This window comes from Desulfuromonas acetoxidans DSM 684, assembly GCF_000167355.1.
In the GTDB taxonomy this organism is placed as follows: Bacteria; Desulfobacterota; Desulfuromonadia; order Desulfuromonadales; family Desulfuromonadaceae; genus Desulfuromonas; species Desulfuromonas acetoxidans.
Genome location: NZ_AAEW02000011.1, coordinates 29,174 through 49,846, shown reverse-complemented (window position 1 = coordinate 49,846; position 20,673 = coordinate 29,174). Strand labels below are relative to the sequence as shown.

General features: G+C 49.0%; 19 protein-coding genes and 1 tRNA gene. 15 read left to right on the top strand and 5 right to left on the bottom strand.

Annotated elements, in window-relative coordinates:
* Positions 1-148 precede the first annotated feature (148 nt).
* Entirely contained in the window at positions 149-865 is a 717-nt protein-coding gene (locus DACE_RS17925; protein ID WP_006001015.1) for a helix-turn-helix domain-containing protein, read from the top strand.
* Between the two features lie 252 nt (positions 866-1,117).
* On the opposite strand, the gene DACE_RS17920 is transcribed toward DACE_RS17925, so the two are convergent.
* Both DACE_RS17920 and DACE_RS10290 read right to left on the bottom strand, forming a co-directional pair.
* Positions 1,118-2,274 (bottom strand): IS3-like element ISDac1 family transposase gene (locus tag DACE_RS17920; protein WP_155809094.1). Its coding sequence is split into 2 segments (ribosomal slippage): positions 1,118-2,025 and positions 2,025-2,274, totalling 1,158 coding nucleotides; the frame shifts between segments, so codons are not numbered across the junction.
* A 366-nt stretch (positions 2,275-2,640) separates the two neighbouring features.
* Positions 2,641-4,857: a vitamin B12-dependent ribonucleotide reductase gene (locus DACE_RS10290; protein WP_006001012.1), complete on the bottom strand. Its 2,217-nt coding sequence runs from the start codon at positions 4,855-4,857 to the stop codon at positions 2,641-2,643.
* A gap of 283 nt (positions 4,858-5,140) precedes the next feature.
* Here DACE_RS10290 and DACE_RS10285 point away from each other — a divergent pair, with 283 nt between their 5' ends.
* The 10 genes from DACE_RS10285 (at position 5,141) to DACE_RS10240 (ending at position 16,165) form a co-directional block, all read left to right on the top strand.
* On the top strand, positions 5,141-6,304 hold the full coding sequence (locus DACE_RS10285; RefSeq protein WP_006001010.1) for an aminotransferase class V-fold PLP-dependent enzyme: 1,164 nt from the start codon (positions 5,141-5,143) through the stop codon (positions 6,302-6,304).
* 43 nt (positions 6,305-6,347) lie between these two features.
* Positions 6,348-7,667: a PhoH family protein gene (locus DACE_RS10280; RefSeq protein WP_006001008.1), complete on the top strand. Its 1,320-nt coding sequence runs from the start codon at positions 6,348-6,350 to the stop codon at positions 7,665-7,667.
* A gap of 68 nt (positions 7,668-7,735) precedes the next feature.
* Positions 7,736-8,779 (top strand): tRNA (adenosine(37)-N6)-threonylcarbamoyltransferase complex transferase subunit TsaD, encoded by a 1,044-nt coding sequence (gene tsaD / locus DACE_RS10275; RefSeq protein ID WP_006001006.1) that lies wholly within the window; start codon positions 7,736-7,738, stop codon positions 8,777-8,779.
* 5 nt (positions 8,780-8,784) lie between these two features.
* On the top strand, positions 8,785-9,297 hold the full coding sequence (locus DACE_RS10270) for a DUF2062 domain-containing protein (RefSeq protein ID WP_006001005.1): 513 nt from the start codon (positions 8,785-8,787) through the stop codon (positions 9,295-9,297).
* The gene (gene rsmA, locus DACE_RS10265; RefSeq protein WP_006001003.1) at positions 9,290-10,081 is read left to right on the top strand and encodes a 16S rRNA (adenine(1518)-N(6)/adenine(1519)-N(6))-dimethyltransferase RsmA; all 792 of its coding nucleotides are present in this window, start codon (positions 9,290-9,292) and stop codon (positions 10,079-10,081) included. Before DACE_RS10270 ends, rsmA begins: the two co-directional genes overlap by 8 nt.
* 54 nt (positions 10,082-10,135) lie before the next feature.
* The gene (locus DACE_RS10260; protein WP_006001001.1) at positions 10,136-11,014 is read left to right on the top strand and encodes a peptidylprolyl isomerase; all 879 of its coding nucleotides are present in this window, start codon (positions 10,136-10,138) and stop codon (positions 11,012-11,014) included.
* Positions 11,015-11,045: 31 nt separating this feature from the next.
* Positions 11,046-12,314 carry a tRNA nucleotidyltransferase/poly(A) polymerase-related protein gene (locus DACE_RS17365; RefSeq protein ID WP_006000999.1) on the top strand — a complete coding sequence of 423 codons (1,269 nt, stop codon included), beginning with the start codon at positions 11,046-11,048 and terminating at the stop codon, positions 12,312-12,314.
* 38 nt (positions 12,315-12,352) lie between these two features.
* Positions 12,353-12,427 (top strand) — tRNA-Gly (locus DACE_RS10250).
* Positions 12,428-12,581: 154 nt separating this feature from the next.
* Positions 12,582-15,578 carry an autotransporter domain-containing protein gene (locus DACE_RS10245; protein ID WP_006000998.1) on the top strand — a complete coding sequence of 999 codons (2,997 nt, stop codon included), beginning with the start codon at positions 12,582-12,584 and terminating at the stop codon, positions 15,576-15,578.
* A 59-nt stretch (positions 15,579-15,637) separates the two neighbouring features.
* Positions 15,638-16,165, top strand: coding sequence for a lipocalin family protein (locus DACE_RS10240; protein ID WP_040367045.1), 528 nt, complete (start codon positions 15,638-15,640; stop codon positions 16,163-16,165).
* A 51-nt stretch (positions 16,166-16,216) separates the two neighbouring features.
* Here the strand turns inward: DACE_RS10240 and DACE_RS10235 are convergent, their stop codons facing one another.
* Both DACE_RS10235 and modA read right to left on the bottom strand, forming a co-directional pair.
* Positions 16,217-17,326 (bottom strand): hypothetical protein, encoded by a 1,110-nt coding sequence (locus DACE_RS10235; RefSeq protein ID WP_006000994.1) that lies wholly within the window; start codon positions 17,324-17,326, stop codon positions 16,217-16,219.
* A 505-nt stretch (positions 17,327-17,831) separates the two neighbouring features.
* Positions 17,832-18,605: a molybdate ABC transporter substrate-binding protein gene (modA, locus tag DACE_RS10230; RefSeq protein ID WP_050770009.1), complete on the bottom strand. Its 774-nt coding sequence runs from the start codon at positions 18,603-18,605 to the stop codon at positions 17,832-17,834.
* On the opposite strand from modA, the gene DACE_RS18175 reads away from it, so the two are divergent.
* Entirely contained in the window at positions 18,604-19,077 is a 474-nt protein-coding gene (locus DACE_RS18175; protein WP_040366986.1) for a DUF4019 domain-containing protein, read from the top strand. The two genes, modA and DACE_RS18175, sit on opposite strands and share 2 nt — an antisense overlap.
* Positions 19,001-19,285, top strand: a complete 285-nt coding sequence (locus tag DACE_RS19010) for a DUF4019 domain-containing protein (RefSeq protein ID WP_081449995.1) — start codon at positions 19,001-19,003, stop codon at positions 19,283-19,285. Before DACE_RS18175 ends, DACE_RS19010 begins: the two co-directional genes overlap by 77 nt.
* Before the next feature lie 115 nt (positions 19,286-19,400).
* On the opposite strand, the gene DACE_RS10220 is transcribed toward DACE_RS19010, so the two are convergent.
* Positions 19,401-19,781: a helix-turn-helix domain-containing protein gene (locus DACE_RS10220; protein ID WP_006000990.1), complete on the bottom strand. Its 381-nt coding sequence runs from the start codon at positions 19,779-19,781 to the stop codon at positions 19,401-19,403.
* Between the two features lie 90 nt (positions 19,782-19,871).
* Here DACE_RS10220 and DACE_RS10215 point away from each other — a divergent pair, with 90 nt between their 5' ends.
* Positions 19,872-20,102: a hypothetical protein gene (locus tag DACE_RS10215; RefSeq protein WP_040366977.1), complete on the top strand. Its 231-nt coding sequence runs from the start codon at positions 19,872-19,874 to the stop codon at positions 20,100-20,102.
* A gap of 7 nt (positions 20,103-20,109) precedes the next feature.
* On the top strand, positions 20,110-20,307 hold the full coding sequence (locus DACE_RS18170; protein WP_155809093.1) for a hypothetical protein: 198 nt from the start codon (positions 20,110-20,112) through the stop codon (positions 20,305-20,307).
* Positions 20,308-20,673 lie beyond the last annotated feature (366 nt).

Here is a 20,673-nt window from a genome sequence, read left to right as displayed (position 1 = left end):
GCACCACCTGGCTTTTTTTTGAACATGGGAATACAAACTTTGATGCAGTCATGGTGCGACACATGTAACGCATTGTCAATCATAAATTGCGCGTCTGATTGTCAATTTACTATCATATTGCGCAAACTATTAATTTATAGGTGATTTCTTGAGAAAATCAAAAGACATCCAAGGTGGCGAAGATCGTCCAATTCAAGATGGTGGAAACGGACAATTTCCTGATAGATTGAAAATGGGAATTGGTGACAAAAGTATTCGTGCGTTTTCGTCTATAAGTGGTGTATCTGAGGGAGTAATCAGGAGATATTTATCTGGGAAAAGTGAACCTACCAGGCCCGTTTTAATTGCCTTAGCAGATGCTTCAAATGTCACTGTTCAGTGGCTTGCGACTGGAGAAGGGCCCATGACTAATGGGAAGAACAGTGTATTTGAAGGAGTTTTCAATAATAGCGTTATTGATGTTGAAGAATTATTTATAAATACAGTTATTGCAGTTTCAATTCAAATAGAAGATGAGCCAGAGGACCTGTATCCTCCAGAGATCTTGTCAAGAGTTTATCTTGATATATTGAAGACTTCCGTGAAGAAAAAAGGCGTATATCCTCACGTTGTGAAGAGCATCCTCGACGGATATATTTCACAATTTTTCGTGCCTTACCGTGATGAGACAATAGGAAAATTAATAGACCTTACGAGTTTACCTGAAGAAAAAACCGAATTTTTAAAAGATCAATATTGGTATAACTTGCTAGAAGAAAAGTTTGGCAACATTGTTCAGCCACACCCTCGTCATAACAGAGATGAAATGATCGAATACCTTCGAGGGGAAATAAAGAAAATGGAATCTAAGTCAACTGGCGAATAGTTTTAATCTCTTTTGCCGGGTGGGGAAATTTTCAAATTCAAATGTCTATAACTTATTTATTTGTTAAATTTTGAATTTCTAAAGTTTAAAGTATCCAGGATTTTCCAACCTGTAAATATCCATCTAAACCCCAAAATCCCAGCATTAACCATCCTTGCCCATCCATTCCCACCTATACTGTCTTATTTGCAATACCAAGTGTCTCCCCACAAGGTTCAGGAGAAGTTCAGCCGGTTTTTGCATATGTAGTGGTCAACTATTTTTGGACACAGATATAAGTTCTTTTTCAGCTACAGCCGGAGCCATTCCTTTATTTCTTTGATGAGGTCTGCTCCAGTTGTAATAGTTCATAAAATAGTGCTCTATGTCGAGCTGTGCTTCTGCAAACGTTTGATAGCCACCTTTTGGCATCCATTCGCTTTTGTAACTGCGAAACAAACGCTCCATTGGTGCATTATCCCAGCAATTTCCTCGCCGACTCATGCTCTGTTTCATCTGATAGCATCGAAGCTGGCGACAGAACAAATCACTGCCATATTGTTGTCCCTGGTCTGTGTGAACCAAAACCCCAGTTGGCTTTTTCCTTGTCCGATAAGCGTTTTTGATAGCGTTAACTGCAAGTTGTGCGTCACAGTTTTCTGATAAGCTCAACCCAACAACGCGCCGAGTGTAAAGATCTAATACCGCAGCGACATAAATCCAACGTTTTCCAACTCGAACATAGGTAATATCACTACACCATGTCTGGTTTTTCCTCTTCGCATCAAAATCCCGATTCAACAGGTTCGGAATCTTTGGATGTTCTACTTTGGCAACTCTGTACAAACGTGGTTTAGGTTGTTTACTGAATAAGCTCGCCTCACGCATCAGACGACGTACTTTGAAACGTCCTATGGTGATGCCTTCACTGCGTAACATGTTGGTAAGACTGCGGCTTCCAGCTGAATAACGACTTTTATTGAACAACTCCTTGATCCGAATACGTAACTTGATGCGTTCAGTATCTGGATGAGCTCGACGATTCAAATAGGCATAGTAGCTAGAACGCGAAACATCAAAAAGACGGCAAAGGACACAAACGCAGTCATGCTCTCTCAATGTACTGATCAACTCAAACGAAGCTTGTCTTCCGACATTAAGAGAGCGGTAGCCTTTTTTAGGATTTGCTTCTCTTTCTCCAGACGACGAATATGGGCTTCGAGTTCCTGGATACGCTTTTTGTCCTCTGTAAGGGCTGGAGTTTCCGGTGTCGTCCCAGCTCGTTCCTGTTTGAGCTGCTTTACCCAACGACGCATGGCCGTTTCTCCAACATCCATAACTCGGGCAGCATCTGGGACACTGTATCCCTGATCCAAAACAAGGCTGGCACATTCTACCTTGAATTCATTTGTGAATATTTTTCTTCCCATAGTCCTTAGACCCCTTTCTCGTTTAGGTGGATGTTACCACCTTTGTGGGTGTCCAAGTTTAGTAGACCACTACAATCCTTTTGAGCGGCAAATCAAAAGGATGTCGCCTGCCGGGGCGAAACCCGGCGGTTTTGACTTTCAGCGTGTTTATTGTGGTTTCATACGAATTATGGGTGTGTTCGGAGCTGGTATGCACGGTGAAACGATAAAACGTGGCAAGGCCTACTATCGCGGGAAAAACATTTTGTCGCGAAAATAAAAAAAGCAGGAAGGGGATACCTTCCTGCCACATTCCATTTAAGGGGATAGTCGGGCCACGTTTTCACGTGGCCTTTTTTGCAGAAACTCTTGATCGCTAACCGATTGCTAAGCGCATTCGGAATAGCCACAAGCGTGGCACACACAACAGCCACCTTCATGCTCAACCGGGCCACCACACTCGGGGCAGGCACCGCCATTCTGCTGATGGCTTTCTTCCACTTCCTGCTGCATGTGCATCTGAATCGCCTTAGCCAGTGCATCGGCGCAAGAGGTGATGCGGTTGTTACCGAAACCGGAAGGCTTATGACAGGAGATGCCGATCAGTTGCTTCACCGATTGGCGCGCCTGAACACCACTACGCCACGCCAGGGAGACCAGACGCCCCAACGCCTCACACTGTGATGCCGCACAACCACCGGCCTTACCCATGGTGGTGAAAACTTCGAACAGACCATGCTTGTCTTCATTGATGGTGACATAAAGCGGTCCGCAGCCCGTTTCCATCTGGTAGGTGGCACCATCGAGAGTGCGCGGGCGATCGCGCTTGCGTGTTGCTTTTTTGCTCTCCATCGGTACCGTGGATTCGTTTTTCTCCTCTTTTTTGACCGACAGCACTTGAGCATCACGTGAACCGTCACGATAGATGGTCACGCCTTTACAGCCGCTTTCGTATGCCATCTGATAGACCTGAGCCACATCGTCGCGGTTGGCGCTGTTGCAGAAGTTAACCGTTTTGGAGACCGCGTTGTCCGTGTATTTCTGGAACGCCGACTGCATGCGGATATGCTCTTCCGGAGTGATGTCGTGAGCGGTAACAAACACACGGCGCACATCTTCCGGAATTTGGTCAAAATCCTGAATGGTGCCTTTTTCAGCGATCAGCTTCATCAGTTCCGGCGAGTAGAAGCCACGTTCTTTGGCGACTTCTTCAAACAGCGGGTTCACCTCAACCAGAATATCGTTGTCCATGACCTGACGCACATAGGATACGGCAAACAGCGGTTCAATGCCGCTGGAGCTGTTGGCAATGATGGAGATGGTGCCGGTCGGAGCAATGGTGGTACAGGTGGCGTTGCGGATTTTCGGCTCCTGGCGTTGCTCGAAAATACTGCCTTCAAAGTTAGGGAAGGCACCACGTTCTTTAGCCAGATCGCGTGAGGCTTGATGGGCTTCATCGTTGATGAACTTCATCAGCTTGGCTGCCAGCTCAGCAGCTTCCTGATCACAATACGAGATACCGACCCGAATCAGCATGTCTGCCCACCCCATGATGCCGAGACCGATCTTGCGGTTGGCCAGAGACATTTCGGTAATTTCCGGAATCGGGTAGTTGTTGACTTCAATGACATTGTCGAGAAAACGGACGGACTTCTGCACTGTTTTACGCAGTTTGTCCCAATCGACCTGACCGTCTTTGACCATCCGGTTGAGGTTGATTGACCCCAGGTTGCATGATTCGTAGGGCAACAGGGGTTGCTCACCGCACGGGTTGGTACTTTCAATCTCTCCGATGTGCGGTGTCGGGTTGTCACGATTGAGACGGTCGAGGAAGATGATCCCCGGCTCGCCATTGTTCCAGGCCAGATCAACGATATGGTCAAACACTTTAGCTGCGGACATCTTGTCACACACCTCACCGGTGCGCGGGTTGATGATGTCATACTCGCCGTCAGTCTTAACCGCTTCCATGAATTCTTCGGTCAGGCCGACGGAGATGTTGAAGTTGGTCAGCACGGTCTGATCACGCTTGCACATGATGAAATCCATGATGTCGGGATGGTCGACACGCAGAATACCCATGTTGGCACCACGGCGAGTACCGCCTTGCTTGATGGTTTCAGTGGCAGCATCAAACACTTTCATAAATGACAACGGACCGGAAGACACGCCTTTGGTCGACAGCACGACATCATTAGCCGGACGGATACGGCTGAAGGAAAAACCGGTGCCGCCGCCACTTTTGTGGATTAGGGCGGTGTTTTTGATGGCTTCGAAAATGCTTTCCATGGAATCCGCAACCGGCAGGACGAAACATGCCGATAATTGACCCAATTCACGACCGGCATTCATCAGCGTCGGTGAGTTGGGCAAAAATTCCAGGTTGGTAATCATGTCGTAAAATTCCGCTGCAACTTTTTTCGTGTCCGCTTTTTTGTCGAATTTTTTTTCTGCCTCGGCGATCGCATTGGCGACACGTTCAAACATATTCGCCGGAGTTTCCAGTGCGCGACCTTTTTCGTCGCGTTTAAGATAGCGACGTTCCAGTACCGTCAAGGCGTTGTTGGTAAGCGGTAAAGTCGTGTTTTTAGCGGATTTTGACATGTAGGGGATCCTTTGCTGAATGTTGATTTTTGTACCACATGGAGTGTTGAAGAGGATTTAAAACACAATATATCGTGTGTGTCAACAAGCTTAATGTTAGGTGCCTGTTTGTGAAAAACACGGGTGGAGAATCGCTTGCCTTTGCACTCTCTTGATGGTAGTTTTCAATGAAAACGTAGCCCTACACGTAAATTACCATTATGGAATTTTCTATAAATCGAGATGTTTGTTTAGGACTTTTCATAGTTGGGGAGGGCAAAAAACTCATATACCAGGGGGAAGAGTGACCTCAGCCCATAACGACGAGTCCATCATCTATCTGGACAATTCCGCTACAAGTTTCCCCAAACCCGAATCGGTTTATCAGACTCTTGATCATATCAGCCGCACCTGTGGTGCTAACCCGGGTCGGGGCAGCTATTCCCTTGCCAATCAGGCTGCACAACTTGTCCTTAAGGCACGCCTTGCTGTTGCCTCCCTTTTTGCCATTGCCGATTGCTCCCGTGTTGTTTTTACCGGCAATGCCACTTCGGCCATCAATCAGGCGTTGTTTGGTCTTCTGGAATCGGGAGATCGTGTCGTCACCACATCCATGGAGCACAATGCCGTCGCCCGCCCTCTTCACGCCCTTAAAGAGAGGGGAGTGATCGTTGACAAAGTGCAGGGTGATACAGCGGGCCAGATCACCTGTGAACAGGTGCAACAGGTCTGCTCCGCCGGAGCCAAACCAAAACTGGTGGTTATCAATCACTGCTCCAATGTTACCGGCACCGTGCAGCCGATAGACGCCATTGGCCCCTGGTGTCGCGAGCAGGGGATTCTGTTTATGGTCGATGCCGCGCAGAGTGCAGGTGTGTATCCTATTGATGTTCAGGGCATGGCCATTGACCTGTTGGCGGCGCCCGGCCATAAATCCCTGTTTGGTCCCCAGGGGACCGGTTTTCTTTATGTTGGTCCCGACATTACCTTAAAACCGCTCGTCTATGGCGGCACCGGCACCTTGTCCAGTCATCTTGAACAACCGGAACAGATGCCGGAACGTTTTGAAAGCGGCACATTAAATACGCCGGCATTAGCGGCGTTGACCGCAGGAATCGATTTTCTCATGGCGCAAGGGTTGGGCCAGGTGCATCGGCATGAATTTCTGCTGGCGCAACGTCTTCGTCAAGGTCTTGGCGAGATCTCCGGTATCACACTCTATGGACCGGAAAACGCGACAGTGGTGTCGTTTACCCTGTCTGGATGCGATCCGGCTGAGATGGGTTTCATCCTGGATCGTGATTTTGCAATAGCGGTCCGTGTCGGATTGCATTGCGCTCCGGAAGCCCACAAAACCATAGGCAGTTTCCCCTTGGGAACCGTTCGAGTCAGTCCCGGTTTTTTTAACACCGAACAACACATTGAGCGGCTGATCGAAGCCGTGCGCGAAATCGCTGACGCATCGTAAGCCTGGAGCAAGATCCTTCCATTACCCCTTAGTGCGAGGTCGTATGCCGAAAAAGTATGTTCTCGATACCAATGTTCTGTTGCATGATCCTCAGGCGTTATTAAAGTTTGAGGACAATGATGTTGTCATTCCCATTACGGTTATCGAAGAGATCGACACCTTCAAAAAAGACCTGAACGAAATCGGTCGTAACGCCCGTCATGTTTCGCGGATGCTTGATGCGCTGCGCAATCAGGGCAGCTTGACTCAAGGCGTTGAGTTGGAGAGTGGCGGCAAGCTGACTGTCATTTTATTTACCGATGACCATGCCCGGCTGTTGCCACCGGAATTACGTATTGAACGAGGAGATAACCGCATTCTGGCCGTGGCGGTGTCCTTGCAAGAAAAAACCGAAAACAAAGTGATCTTTGTTACCAAAGATACCAACCTGCGGATCAAAGCCAATGCCCTCGGACTGGTTGCTCAGGATTATCAGAACGACAAAGTGTCCATTGATGAGCTGTATTCGGGAACCTGCGAACTGCACGTCAGCATGGCCGAGATAGACCGTTTTTACGGTCAGGGCTATGTTGAACTACCGGATCAGGATTTCAAACCCAATCAGTGCATTACCCTGATCGATGAAACCAACACCTCGCACACAGCGTTGGCTCGCTATGATCAGGCTTCAAATCGCTGTGTGCCTTTGATCAAAATACCTAAAGAGGGCGTGTGGGGAATCACCAGCCGCAATCGCGAACAGAATTTTGCCTTTGATCTGCTCCTTGATACGAATATCCAACTGGTGACCCTGGTCGGAAAAGCCGGTACCGGCAAGACCTTGCTCGCCATTGCCGCCGGTTTGCAAAAAGCTGCAGACGACGGCCATTACAACCGTTTATTGGTCTCTCGCCCGGTGTTCCCAATGGGACGCGATCTCGGTTTTCTGCCCGGAGATGTGGAAGAAAAGCTGGCACCATGGATGCAACCGATCTTTGATAACGTGGAGTTGTTGCTCAGTTCCGTTGAAGAACGCGGTAAACGCAAACGCGGTTATCGGGAACTTGTGGATATGGGACTGATGGAGATCGAACCACTGACTTATATTCGCGGTCGGTCGATTCCCAACCAATATATGATCGTTGATGAAGCACAAAACTTGACACCGCACGAAATAAAAACCATTATCACCCGAGCCGGGGAGGGCACCAAAATTGTTCTGACCGGCGACCCGTATCAAATTGACAATCCATATGTGGATGCGTCGAGTAACGGTTTGGCCTATATTGTTGAGAAATTTAAGGATCAAACCATTGCCGGACATGTGACCCTGACCCATGGAGAGCGGTCCGGGTTGGCAGAGCTCGCCGCCAATCTGCTGTAACAAGAGCCTCTTGCAGAAAGGCAAAGATCGCTTTTTTTTGCAAGAACGCACACACGCGAAAGAAACACATGCTCGTTCTAGCCATTGAGTCTTCCTGTGATGAAACTTCCGCTGCGGTTGTCCGCGACGGACGCCGGGTATTGAGCAACATTATTGCCTCACAGGTGGATGTCCATGCCCAATATGGCGGTGTGGTGCCGGAACTTGCAGCACGCAAACATCTTGAAGCTTGTCCGGTCGTGATTGATCAAGCCCTGAGCCAGGCCGGGGTATCCCTTGAAGATATTGACGGGGTCGCTGTCACCAGCGGCCCCGGTTTGATCGGTGCCTTGCTGGTCGGTTTGTCGACTGCCAAGGCGTTGGCTTACAGTCTTGATGTTCCTTTGGTCGGTGTCCACCATATTGAGGGACACATCCTTGCCCCGTTACTTGAACAGCCCATTGCATTTCCCTACCTGGCCCTGGCTGTATCCGGTGGTCATACCCATTTGTATCAAGTGGATGGGATTGGCCAATACACTTTGCTTGGTCGCACCCTTGATGATGCAGCGGGGGAGGCTTTTGACAAGGTGGCCAAAATGTCCGGCCTGTCCTATCCCGGAGGGGCTCTGATCGACAAACTGGCGCAACAGGGTGATGCCTGCCGCTTTGAGTTTCCACGCCCCATGTTGCACCGACCCGGTTTCGATTTCAGCTTTAGCGGCATCAAGACCGCTGTCCTCACTCAGATCAAAAAGCTCGATGAGCCACTCGAAGGGCAACTGTTGCAAGACCTGGCTGCTGGGTTTCAAGAAGCCGTGGTTGATGTCCTGAGTAAAAAAGCTTTTAAAGCTGCCAAAGAGTATGGCCTGTCTCGGATTGTTGTTGCCGGCGGTGTGGCCTGTAACAGCGGACTGCGCAAGCGCTTTGGCCAGATGGCTGAAAAAAACGCTGTTGAGGTATTCTTTCCGGCACCGCTGCTGTGTGCTGACAACGCTGCTATGCTTGCCGTGGCCGGTGATTATTACCTGAGTAAAGGTTGTCGGGCTGATCTTGATCTCAACGCCCGCTCCAACTGGCCACTGGAACAGGTCAGGGTGACGGAGTTTCTTAACGGGGAAAAACACGGGTAACGGGTATGTGGCGGCGTTGGGGGTTTATTCGACAAGCAAAATTGCTGCTGCTGCGGTTTCTTCGCCTGCGCGGCCAACCTGACGAAATCGCTAAGGGCTTTGCCCTCGGTATCTTTATCGGCATGACGCCGACCCTGGGTTTTCAGATGATTCTGGCGGTCTTTTTCGCCATGTTACTGCGTGAAAACAAACTGGCTGCCGTCATTGGTGTGTGGATCAGCAACCCGGTGACCGCGCCGTTTATTTATGCCGCAGAGTATGAGACGGGCCGCTTTATCCTCGGTATGCCCCATTTAAAGCTTCCTGCCATGATGACCGTAGAAACCATCCAACATTTCGGCTACGAACTGATGATTCCCATGTGCCTTGGCAGTCTCATCTACGGCATATTGCTTGGGGCTGTCAGTTATGCCATGGTGTTGCGCATGGTTCCCACATTGAAGACCTGTCGTATTCCGCGCTGGCCGCGTCCTTTTCAACGAAAGCATCAACGAAAGCATGGTGACCTGGATGGCTAGCCACCGCCCCCGTAAGCGTTTTGGACAAAATTTTCTCAAAGATAAAAACGTCATTGCCGCGACAATAGCCGCTGCAGAACTGACCGGCGATGATCACGTGCTCGAAATCGGACCAGGGCAGGGCGCTCTGACCGATCAGATGATCGGTCGGGTTGCCAGTCTTGACATCATTGAAATTGACCGCGATCTGGCCACATTCTTTCAGGCTCGCCCCGAACAGCACTTGACCGTGCATGTCGGCGATGCGTTGCGTCTTGACTGGTCAGCGATTCTTCTTGATCCGCCCTATAAACTGGTGGCGAATCTTCCCTACAATATCTCCAGTCAGATTCTGTTTAAAATGATCGAACATCGCCACCTGATAGAGCGCATGGTTCTGATGTTTCAAAAAGAGGTTGGTGATCGATTACGCGCCGAGCCGAGCAGTAAAGACTACGGCGCCTTGACAGTGTTGTGCCAGCTGTGGTTCGATGTCAGCCGTGTTGCGCTGGTGCCACCGACCGCTTTTTTTCCGCAACCCAAGGTGATGTCGGAGGTTTTGTGCTTTAAGCAGCGTGAACAACCCAGGGCTCAGGTGGATGATCCGGCCTTTTTCACCCGGGTGGTCAAAGCCTCGTTTGCCCAGCGGCGCAAGACATTGCGCAACTGTCTTGTTGCTGCAGGATTCACTGCGGAGCAACTTGAGAAGGTCACTGCTGAAACCGGTTTGGATTTCGGTCGACGTGGTGAAACGTTCACGATTGAAGAGTTTGCCCAGTTGGCCCATGGGCTGCAAAATATTTGATCACGAGCAAGAGGCGTCGCATAGCGCCTCACATAAACCCACAAGGAGAATTACGTGCAGGAACAAAACATTACCGTAAACGGTACCCCCATCAGCCAGTTTGATTTTGTTAACGCCATGCAGAGTTATTCCATGGAGTTGTACCGTAAGACGGCTGATCAACTCAGCGAAGAGGAGATCGAGCAAGTTCAAGGCCTGGCGGTTGAGCAGATCATTGCCCGTGAGCTTATTTTTCAGACCGCTCTGGCGCAAGGAGCCATTGCCACCGACGAGCAGATCAAGGCTGAAATGGACAAAGTAATGGCCAACTTTCCCAGCGAAGAGGAATTTTTCGCCACGCTGGAAAAAGCCGGCATTGATCAGGACAGTTACTACCGCATGCTGCGTCAGGATCTTTCCGTCAAGATGATGACTGAAAAGAAACTCGCTGATGCCCCGTCTCCGGCAGCCGAAGAAGTGAAGGCTTTTTACGATGAAAATCCGGATAAAATGAAGAAACCGGGTCAGGTTCGCGCCAGTCATATCCTCATCAAAGTCACTGAAGACAACCGTGAAGAAGCGCAAAAGAAGATCGAAGAACTTAAAAATGAGGTGACCGGAGATGCCGCCCAATTCGGCGATCTGGCCCGCCAGCACTCCGCCTGCCCGAGCAAGGACAAAGGCGGTGATCTCGGTTTCTTTGGTCCCGGTTCCATGGTCAAAGAATTTGATCAGGCGGCGTTTTCACTTGAACCCGGCCAGATCAGTGATATTGTCGAAACACAGTTCGGCTATCACCTCATTCTCGTTACCGAGCGTAAAGATCCCGAGTCCTTGACCCTTGAAGAAGTTGCTCCGCAGATTGAATCTTTCATCAAGGATCAAAAAGGTGCCATCCTGCTGCAAGCCTGGGTGGAAGAGATGAAAGAAAAAGCAGACATTGAGATTGCCTGATTTGGCTGTCTCGCCAGAATAAAGAGAACCGATGTCGTTTAGAACTCCATCCATTCCTCATCTGGCTACACTGCAACATCTGAGTCAACACCACGCCCTGCCGATCTATGTGGTCGGTGGGGCGTTGCGTGATGCTCTGCTCGGTCATGCCTGTCAAGATATCGATCTGATCACGCCCGGTGATCCTACGCCCATTGCTCAAGCTTTTTCCAAGCAGCAGTCTGGCCATTGGTTCTGGCTTGACCAACAGCGTCTTTACAGCCGCGTTATCGTCAATGAGGGCAATACCGCCCTGCAATATGATTTTGCACCATTTCGTGCCGACACCCTTGATGAAGATTTGCGCCTGCGCGACTTCACCATCAATGCGATAGCCTGCTCTGTGGATGACCTGACACAGTGGGTTGATCCGTTGTCAGGTCAGTCTGATCTTGAAAATCGTCTGCTGCGGGAGTGCAGTGAACAAAGTTTTTCAGATGACCCTTTACGTATGCTTAAAGGGTTGCGTCATTGTGCACAATTTGGTTTGTCTATTGATCAAACCACCTGGCAGCATTGTCAAAATGAAGCACCGCAACTGGTTCACGTTGCCGGGGAGCGAATTCGTCAGGAGCTGGCTGTTCTGTTGGCTCAGCCATCCCCACAGCACGCGCTGCATCTGTTTCATCAAAGTGGTCTTGCGCAAGCAGTTGGCTTTCCGGAACTAGATAATGATCGGAATTTTCCATCTGTTGATCGGGCACGCCTGAGACGCTTCTTCCCGCAGGCTGAAAAAGCGTTTTTCCACGATTTATGCGATGAATTCAACTTTGATTCATTTGTTAAACTATGCCATTACTTTAGTCTGTTAACAGAAGATACCTCTAAGCTGGATGAACTTTTGTCGCGGGTGAAAATGAGCCGAAAAGGTGCCCGTCTTGCGACATTTGTTCATCGGTTTTGCCGAGCTGATACCACGATGATTCATCATCAAGTTACTCCAGATCGAGTGCGTCTGTTGTGGTTGGAAGATCTGCGGGCACCACTACCGGAAGCCTTGCTTTTGCTCGGTGTCATGGAAAGAAGGGAAGTAATGCTCACCTGCTGGCAACGTCTCTATGCTCTTTGCGACGAGTTACTTGTTAACGGTCGGGTTCGTCCGTTGGTCAGTGGTGCGCGTTTGCAGGAACTCTGTCCAGACTGTTCTGGTCAAGCCCTGGGCAAGCTATTGAAAAAGTTGCGTCAGGCTGAATTGAAAGGGACCATCGCCACGCTGCAACAGGCTGAAAATTATCTGATTCAGTGGTGTGAAAGCCATTGACAGTTGCTCCGCCAATCTCCTATACTCGCCCTCGCACTGCGGGAATAACTCAGTGGTAGAGTGTCAGCTTCCCAAGCTGAAGGTCGCGGGTTCGAATCCCGTTTCCCGCTCCAATAAAGTCAAAGGGTTAGTCGTGATATCGACTAACCCTTTTTTGTTTTTTTCTTGGACAATCCTTGCTGCTCGCTTCATTATGAAGTGTAAAATCGTGAATAACTCGTCAGCTGTTCACGTAATCTTACCTCTTTCAGGTAAAAGGTTTTGTCGATGACGCGATATTTTCTCCTTGCTGTTCTCTGTGTTGCAATCCTCTTTGCTCAGCCGTTACAGGCCAGTGACATTGTCGAGGTCGGCGTATTCCAGATTGAATTTCTCGGCCCCGGTGACTCGGCGATTGGTGGTAAATTTATCCAGTTTGACGATCCGGACATGTTCACTGGGACAACCGCCTGGAGCGCGGAACAGAAAGACGCTGTTATTCGCAGTCTGGAGGTTCTGAATAGCACCATCACCAATCAACCGGGTCGTACCATCCGCATTGCCATGGCCTGGCGCGATGATCTTCCTGAAGACAACCTCGGTGGTGCTTACACAACAGCACTGACTGATCTTGATGCCGGACAAGGGGTGAGCACGGCCGGAGCCGCTTGGCGTGATGGTGACACAACCGATTATTTCCCGCAAGCAGCGGATGTTCTGATTCGATACAATGTAAATGAGTCGTATTATTTTGACGATGGTTTGCCTGGCAATCAAAGCGATTTTTCCAGCGTTGTCATCCATGAAATTTTTCATGGTTTGGGAATCACTTCCGGCTATTCGGAAGAACTTGGCTTTCTAGCGCTGAGCCGCTGGGACTCACTGATTGAGGATGTTGACGGCAATCGTCCGCAAGCTGGAACCTTTGGCACACCGGAAGCGTTGACCGTCATTGGCCCGGAAGGAACACTGCTTTGGTTGGGTGAGTATGCCAATTCCACCTATGGTGGGCAGATGCCAATTACAACACTTGAAGATCAATTCAAATCTGGCAGTAGCCTGATTCATACTGGCCCCGATGGGGAACTGATGTCTTGGTTTGGACATGAAGGTAAGGTGACTCGCGCCCCGAATAAGCTATTACTCGATGTGTTGCGTGATCTGGGCTGGGGAATCAATATGGATTTCTACAACGCCTTTGGCGCGACCTATTACCGTGATGATGCCACTATTGAAGAAAATGACGATTTTCTGACCGATTACGATTATACCTACGCCTTTTATGTCAATGGTGATGGAAATCGCATCGTCCAAAAAGGCGCTTTAGAGTCGCGCGGTGATTTCTCCGATACAGTGCGTTTGGTCGGCGAGAATAATGTTCTTGATCTGACCGGAAGCCTGACAGCGACAGGCGATCACTCCACCGCTTTGTACCTTGATGGTTGTGATAACCGGATTTCTGTTCGTGGAGAGATTCTTGTGCAAGGAGAGAGTGCTGTTGGGATCTATGTGCCGAACCAAACAAACGACATTGTTTTGTCTGAAGCCACAATCACTGCTGATACAGCTGTGTATTTTAGGATGTTCAATAGACTCTTTCTCGGGAGTGGCTGCCAGATCGATGGTGATCTGATCGCCGAGGGCTATCCTGCGGTGGTTCGGTTTGGTTATGTGATTGATGAAGAAGGCTCTACCGTCGGGCTGGACTCGGATTTCCACTTTCGTTTTGATGATGACATCGTCGGCAATTGGCTGGGCTATCTGGGGTCTGGAGAACTGAGCTTGAATGGTCATGCCGATTTTGAAGCCCTGACCATTTGCGAGCAGGGCACCCTCAAAGGCACCGGCACCATCTATGGCCCGGTCATCAACCAAGGTGCTGTTGCGCCCGGCAACTCCATCGGAACTCTGACCATCGATGGTGATTATACCCAGGAATCCGGCGCCGTACTTGAAATCGAAGCCGGCGACGGCTCTTCTGACCTGCTGCGTGTTACCGGCACCGCCGATCTGCAGGGCGGCACACTGGCGCTGCTTCCTTCCGGTTACTTGACCAGCGGACACTACACCATCCTTGAGGCCGGAACGCTGCAAGGCACCTTTGATGGGCTGTGGAATCCGGCCGTGTTTAGCGCTGTCCTTAACGAGAGTCTGGCTAACAGCCTTGCTCTCGACATCGAGCGCAACACTTACGCGTCACTGGCTGCAACTGCCGAACAGGTCGGTCTTGCCCAAGCGCTGGATGGTCAGCGTCCGACCGCTAGCGGTGATGAAGCCGTCATCCTTAACACCCTCGATAGTCTTTCCTTGTCCGATCTGCACACAGCCATGGATGACCTGACGCCGCGCATCCACACGTCTGTAACCGCTGCCACACTTGATGCCATCCATCAACGAAACACACAGCTGTTACAGCGCCTTGGAACCGATCAGCCCCAATCCAAGCAGCAGCGTGTGTGGGTGCGGATGGTCGGCGACAATGCTCGCTATGACGACGTTGCCCAAAGCCCGGCCTTTCGCGCCAAAACCACCGGCATCATGATGGGCGTTGAACAGCAGGTTACGCCTGCGCTGCTGGTCGGTATGGCCGGAGCCTACACCAACAGTGATCTGCATGAGCTGGATGGTGCTTCGACGGCAGACCGCCTGTCATGGGACGGCTATCTCTACAGTCACTGGGACAATCCGAACAGTCAAGGTGGCTGGTTTGCTCAAACAGCTGTTGGCATCGGCACCGACAGTATTGACACCAAACGTGCCATTGCCTTTCTCGGTCGTGAGGCCGAAAGTGAACACGATGCCAGCCACGGTGCAATTCACGTCAATAGCGGCTATCGCGTCACCATGGCGTCCTGGAATATTGTGCCCACTGTCGGACTTGAATATCTGTGGATGCAGGAGGATGGTTTCACGGAGCAAAGAGCACAAAGTGCATCCTTGCGGATATCGGACAAAGACTCAGAGCTTCTGCGCAGCGTGACCGGTTTTAAGATTGAACATAGCTATCGCCATGAAGAGGTGACCTTGCTGACGCAATTGGGTGCGGTGTGGCACCATGCTTTTAATGCAGATGGCGAGCAGTCGGAAGCGGCTTTTATCGACAGTGGAGAGAGCTTCCGCATTGATGGTCGTGATGGTGCCGATGATGGTGTGGAGCTGAGCCTGTTTGTCAATGCTGCGTTCACCAATGGCATCACGACCCGGCTGGGTTATCAGCGAACGGTTCAGGAAAGTGGCGGATACCGCACAGGTCAGTTCAGCTTGGGATTGGAGTGGTTGTTTTGATCTATTTCGTCCATGTCACGGTTTGGCTGGGTTCGTTTTTTATAAAGGGCTGTTGAATGATCAAGGTTCTGATACCTGCACTCCTTTCATTGCTCTTTTCAGGTTGTACTGGAGTGCCGGCGAAAGTCACTCCGGTAGATAACTTTGAGTTAAATCGCTATTTGGGGAAATGGTATGAAATAGCAAGATTAGGTCATTCTTTTGAGCGTGGTCTGGAAAGAGTAACGGCCGAATACCGTCTGCGTGACGGTGGTGGAGTGGCGGTCGTAAATCGAGGATATTCGTCGAAAAACAATCAATGGAAAGAGGCAAAGGGCAAGGCTTACTTTGTCGAAGGCGAAACTACAGGATATCTTAAAGTATCCTTCTTTGGACCATTTTATGGTTCCTATATTGTTTTTGATATTGATCGTGCGGGCTATCAATATTCATTTGTTTGTGGTCCTGATTATTCTTATTTGTGGTTACTCTCTCGAACGCCGGAAGTGTCACAGCAATTAATTGAAGAGTTTAAAATTAAAGCCGAAGGCCTTGGATTCGACACAAGCGAACTGATTTTTGTTGAGCACACAGGTGGCTCAAGTTAAAAATTCGATACGGAGTTCACACCTGCCCGAACTATGTGAAATACAACTGTATTAATCAAGACGCCAACTTTCATCGACCTGCAGTCCTTCTTTGATTGCGTCTAAAGCATTCTGTGCTTCTTTCTGCCTTCTCTCGATCTGGATTCTCACGGAACGCCAATTGTCATAGACCTGTGGATCGTCTTCCATCCATTGTATGAGAATGTCTGCGGCGTCATGAGGGCGATTGTCATTTTCCGCGTTGATGATTTTCTTCTTAATATCTCCCAGATCTCCGTGTTCACCAATGATGAGTCGGTTTAATAACTTTTTGATGGCGAGAAAAACCGAGACGCTGCGCAGAAAATCCATGTTTTCCAAATTGAAGTTCCAACCCAGAAAATAAACGATATAAAAGGCCAGCAATTTATCATCAATATCGATGGGATTTTCTTCTGACGGCGTCTGTTCAGGACTCTTGTCGTTGAAGCCATCCTTGATCCCTACCTCGTCCTGAGCTTTTTCAATAAGGCCCGTCAGACTGTCAATGATCTGATTCTTTGACTGGTAAATATCAACCTCAAACAACCGGTGGCGCCATAACCTGTCCGATTTTTTATGGCTCCATTTTTTGTTGGTGGGGTGGGCTTCATCCCACGCTTTGCCAGCTTCTTTAAACGTGAGCTGCTGAGCTGGATGCCCGGGCCATCGATCAGCGACTTCGAAACTTGTTATGATTTTTTCCAGAATCAATGCACAGGTATCGACAAATCTGAGGCGTTCGTCATCGGAGGCGAAACTTTCATAGTCCAATGATTTTAACTCCAAGTCCATCAAGGCTTGATCCTCAGCCGTAAGCTGATCAAGAGGCATAAAAGCATAGCGCAGAAGCTGAGGTCCGTTTTCGATCAGACGGATTTCCGGTGCAATGGTCAGAAATAATACGTTCAGGGCTTCCAGTTTGTTGCCATACGGGATTTGTGCTTTTTCAGAAGAATTTTCCAGAACGTCCAAGGCATTAGAACGATATTGCTTAATATAACCCGGCAAGGCCCGCAAAGGATTTCCATCTAAAAATGCGGATAACCATCCGGCTGTAAATCCAAGGATGATCCCTTGGTTTTCACGTCTGTATCGTTCAAATAATTGAGACGTTGGGATGCTGAGGATGTCTTCGTACATTTAAAACCCTGTCTGGTTAAGATTTCCTTGTCAACCTGCCTACGGCGTATCTCGTAAAAGAGTCCAGAGCGACTGGTGGTGTAGACATGGGTGTTTTACTTGCAAACACAACATTAGCGCCAGAGCTAACGTGCTGTCTAGTGTTAATTAATAATCATATCATTGATGATGAGAAAAAAGCTATTGTGGAATGATTTAAGGCGTGGTTTTGTTCCTGCAAAAATAGACTGTCAGGTAAAAGGAGATTGGGAAGCTGTTCTGAATGGCACTCGTTTAAGGGGGAAGGAGCAGAAAAACCGGGGCTGCCCCAGATAGGGGTTGGGACAGTCGCGAGTTTGCTACGAAAGTGCTTAAACTAGTGCCATTCGGAGCTGTTCTCATAATGTGATCAAGAACGGCCCCAGAAGGTTATGGCAAATATTTCTCGCGCTCTATGCCCTGGCTTTTTTACGTGTGACGCGTTCATGCGCCAAGAGATACAGGCTCAAATGAGGACCGACACTCTTTATTGATGAAGAGTCCATCCATAGTTTTTGAAGGTCTCGCCAGCCACATCACTTTTTAAAAAACGTAAAAATTGCTGTGTGGCTGGGTGGCTGTTCTTACATGCCGCAACAGGAAAGCGTATCGGTTTATGCAGCTCTTCGGGCATTTTTGCGACAATCTCCACCTTGTCCGCCGAGCAGGATGCCACGGAACGAAACACGATTCCCGCATCAACTTCATCCAAAACCACGTAATTGAGAACAGCGGTGACGGTGGTTGCTTCAACACGATGCGCCTTCAAGGTTTCCCACCAATCGAGTTGTGTCAGAGCTTGTTTGGCATAGATTCCTAATGGCGTCGTCTGGTCGCCGATGACAAACCATCCGTCAAAGGTCTGTTCTCGGCGCGGTTTGGTTAAGTCAACGGCAAGATTTTTCCCTTTGGGAACAACGACCACCATCACATCCTGAAGTAGAATCTGTCGGGACGACGGCACGATTCGACCCGCCTGTTCAACATAGTCCATCCACTTTTCATTGGCGGAAAAGAACACATGGGCTTTGTCTTCATGACAGATCTGGCGAGCAAGGAATCCGGCATTGGCAAAATTAAACACAACGGGGATACCGGTTTGCGCTGTAAACGCGGCTCCGATCTCTTTCATGGCCGGAGCCGTTCCTGCGGCGGCATAGACCATAAGCGGTGTTTTCTCGTCCTCCTTGGAACAGGCACAGAGGAGAAGAGCGATTATTGTACCGAAGACAATGGCGTAGTTTGTCAGGTTGTTTTTCATGATTTCTCTCTGTGAGGCAGGGGCCGTTCTCAATGTGAACAACGAAAAATTGCCCCTGAGCTTTGATCGTGTGCATTTCTATCAGGGACACGGCTCAAGGTTACTTTGTTTGGTTTTTTTTATCCAAGATATTTTGTTCTCCGATGGGTTTTTGCTACACTTCAGCAGATGGAAATCTTTGGACTTTGATCGTCTCTTGCTGAAGCAGAATGTCCGAGGCTTAACCAAAACAGGCAAAATTGATAAGAAGGGGGCTCTTTTGAAAGTTTTTTCCGTTATTGCAGCAGTCGTAATTATGCTCGTGGCACCACACGTGTTATTCGCGAATCAGTCGCAAGAAGCTGCGGCCATTTCTTCGGCAAAAAGCTTTCTGCAACTTGTTGATTCCGGGCACTATGGTGAAAGTTGGGAGGCCACTTCGAAACTTTTTAAAGCACAGGTTTCAAAAACAGCAGTGGATCGCGCAACTTGAACAAATGCATCCTCTTTTCGGCGCGCTGCTCAAGCGAGAAATAAAAGGACGGAACTACACAAAATCATTGCCCGGTGCACCCGACGGTGACTACGTGGTGATCCAATTTACAACAGAGTTCGAAAATAAGAAAAACTCACTAGAAACAATCACTCCCATGCTTGAAAACGATGGTAAGTGGCGCGTTTCAGGCTATTACGTTCGGTAGTTCACACGCAGAATGTTCAACGTAAAAAGGACTGATCCTTGAGGCTCAGTCCTTTTTACGTTGCAATCCTTTTACCGATCAGGGGGGGGGGCACCGTTTATGCCACCGGTTCCGCTTATTTGTGCTTTTTCGCTGATTGTGATTTTTCCGCTGAATTTTCCAGCATGGTCAATGCGGCATATTTGATGGAATCTTCGGCAACACTGTAAGCATTCAGCAACCGTTGCTGCTCTTGGGGCAGGTTTATGTCATCGTGCTTTTTATCCAGCAACATCGAGCCTTCACCATGTTTGATCCATGTGCGGCTTATTCCATAGTGATATTCCATTAAAAGAATCAGGGTGTCGGAAGGCTCTCTTTCCCCTTTTTCAATGCCGCTGATATGGCTTTGTCTGACTCCTAGCGGCTCGGAAAAGGCTGTCTGCGTCATTGCCAAGGTGTTTCTGGCTTCTTTCAAACGTAAGCCAATATCACGGCGTGATTTTTCATTTGACATAGATATCACTCAGTGTTATTAATTGTTATATTTTAAAAAAAGCAAACAAAAGCAAAAGAAACAAAATAGTAGCACAAAAGAGGAGGGGGGATGGACAGGAAAAACTCACCCGGTGAATTGGAGAGTGATCTATTGACGGCGGATGAATTGGCGACTCAGGTGTTTCGCTGCAGCTATCACACCTTTATGACCGAGATCAAAACCCTGCCGAATTTTCCTGTAGCCATCGGCCATCCAGCAAGAAAGGGGAAACTGCATTGGGTGAGGGACGAAGTGATTGCCTGGCGCAATAAGCATTATCGACGTGATTCTGCGAGGTAGTGGTGCTATGAAAAAAACCTTTGCCTATTGCGTCACTATTCGAAATGCCTGGACTGCTCGGGAGTCGTACCGTAAGGCACGATCGCACGGCCATTTCTCCATCTACTGGTCCGATTATGGATCGTATCTGGCGTATCGGCGGGTGTTGCGGTTGCTGCGGCACGAACGTTTGGCTTTTGAGCCGTTGTGCTCTGACAGAGAATAGTCCACTGACCTTATCAACGTAGAGGTCAGCCTATCTTTTTCATTGGGATCGTGAACATCCAAATTTTTGTGGCTTTTTTAGCAGGGTGTTGAAAAAAAACCATCCGGTTTTTTTTAGCGGCGCAAGCCGAAAATGCAATTTCCGTCTTACTGACAACATCAAGGACGTGAAAAACGGTCCTTGATGTTGGTCGCTCGTCCATGGGCTCCGCAGGCTGTTTTTCAACAGCCTGTCAGGTGAAATCATCGTATTTTTAATCCTTTATGAGTAACAGCTTTTGTCTGATAGCAACAGGGATGACAGTTGCCAACCGTTGTTTGTCGGCAAAAAAACATTTTCCGACAGGCTATTTTAAGTTGAAAACAT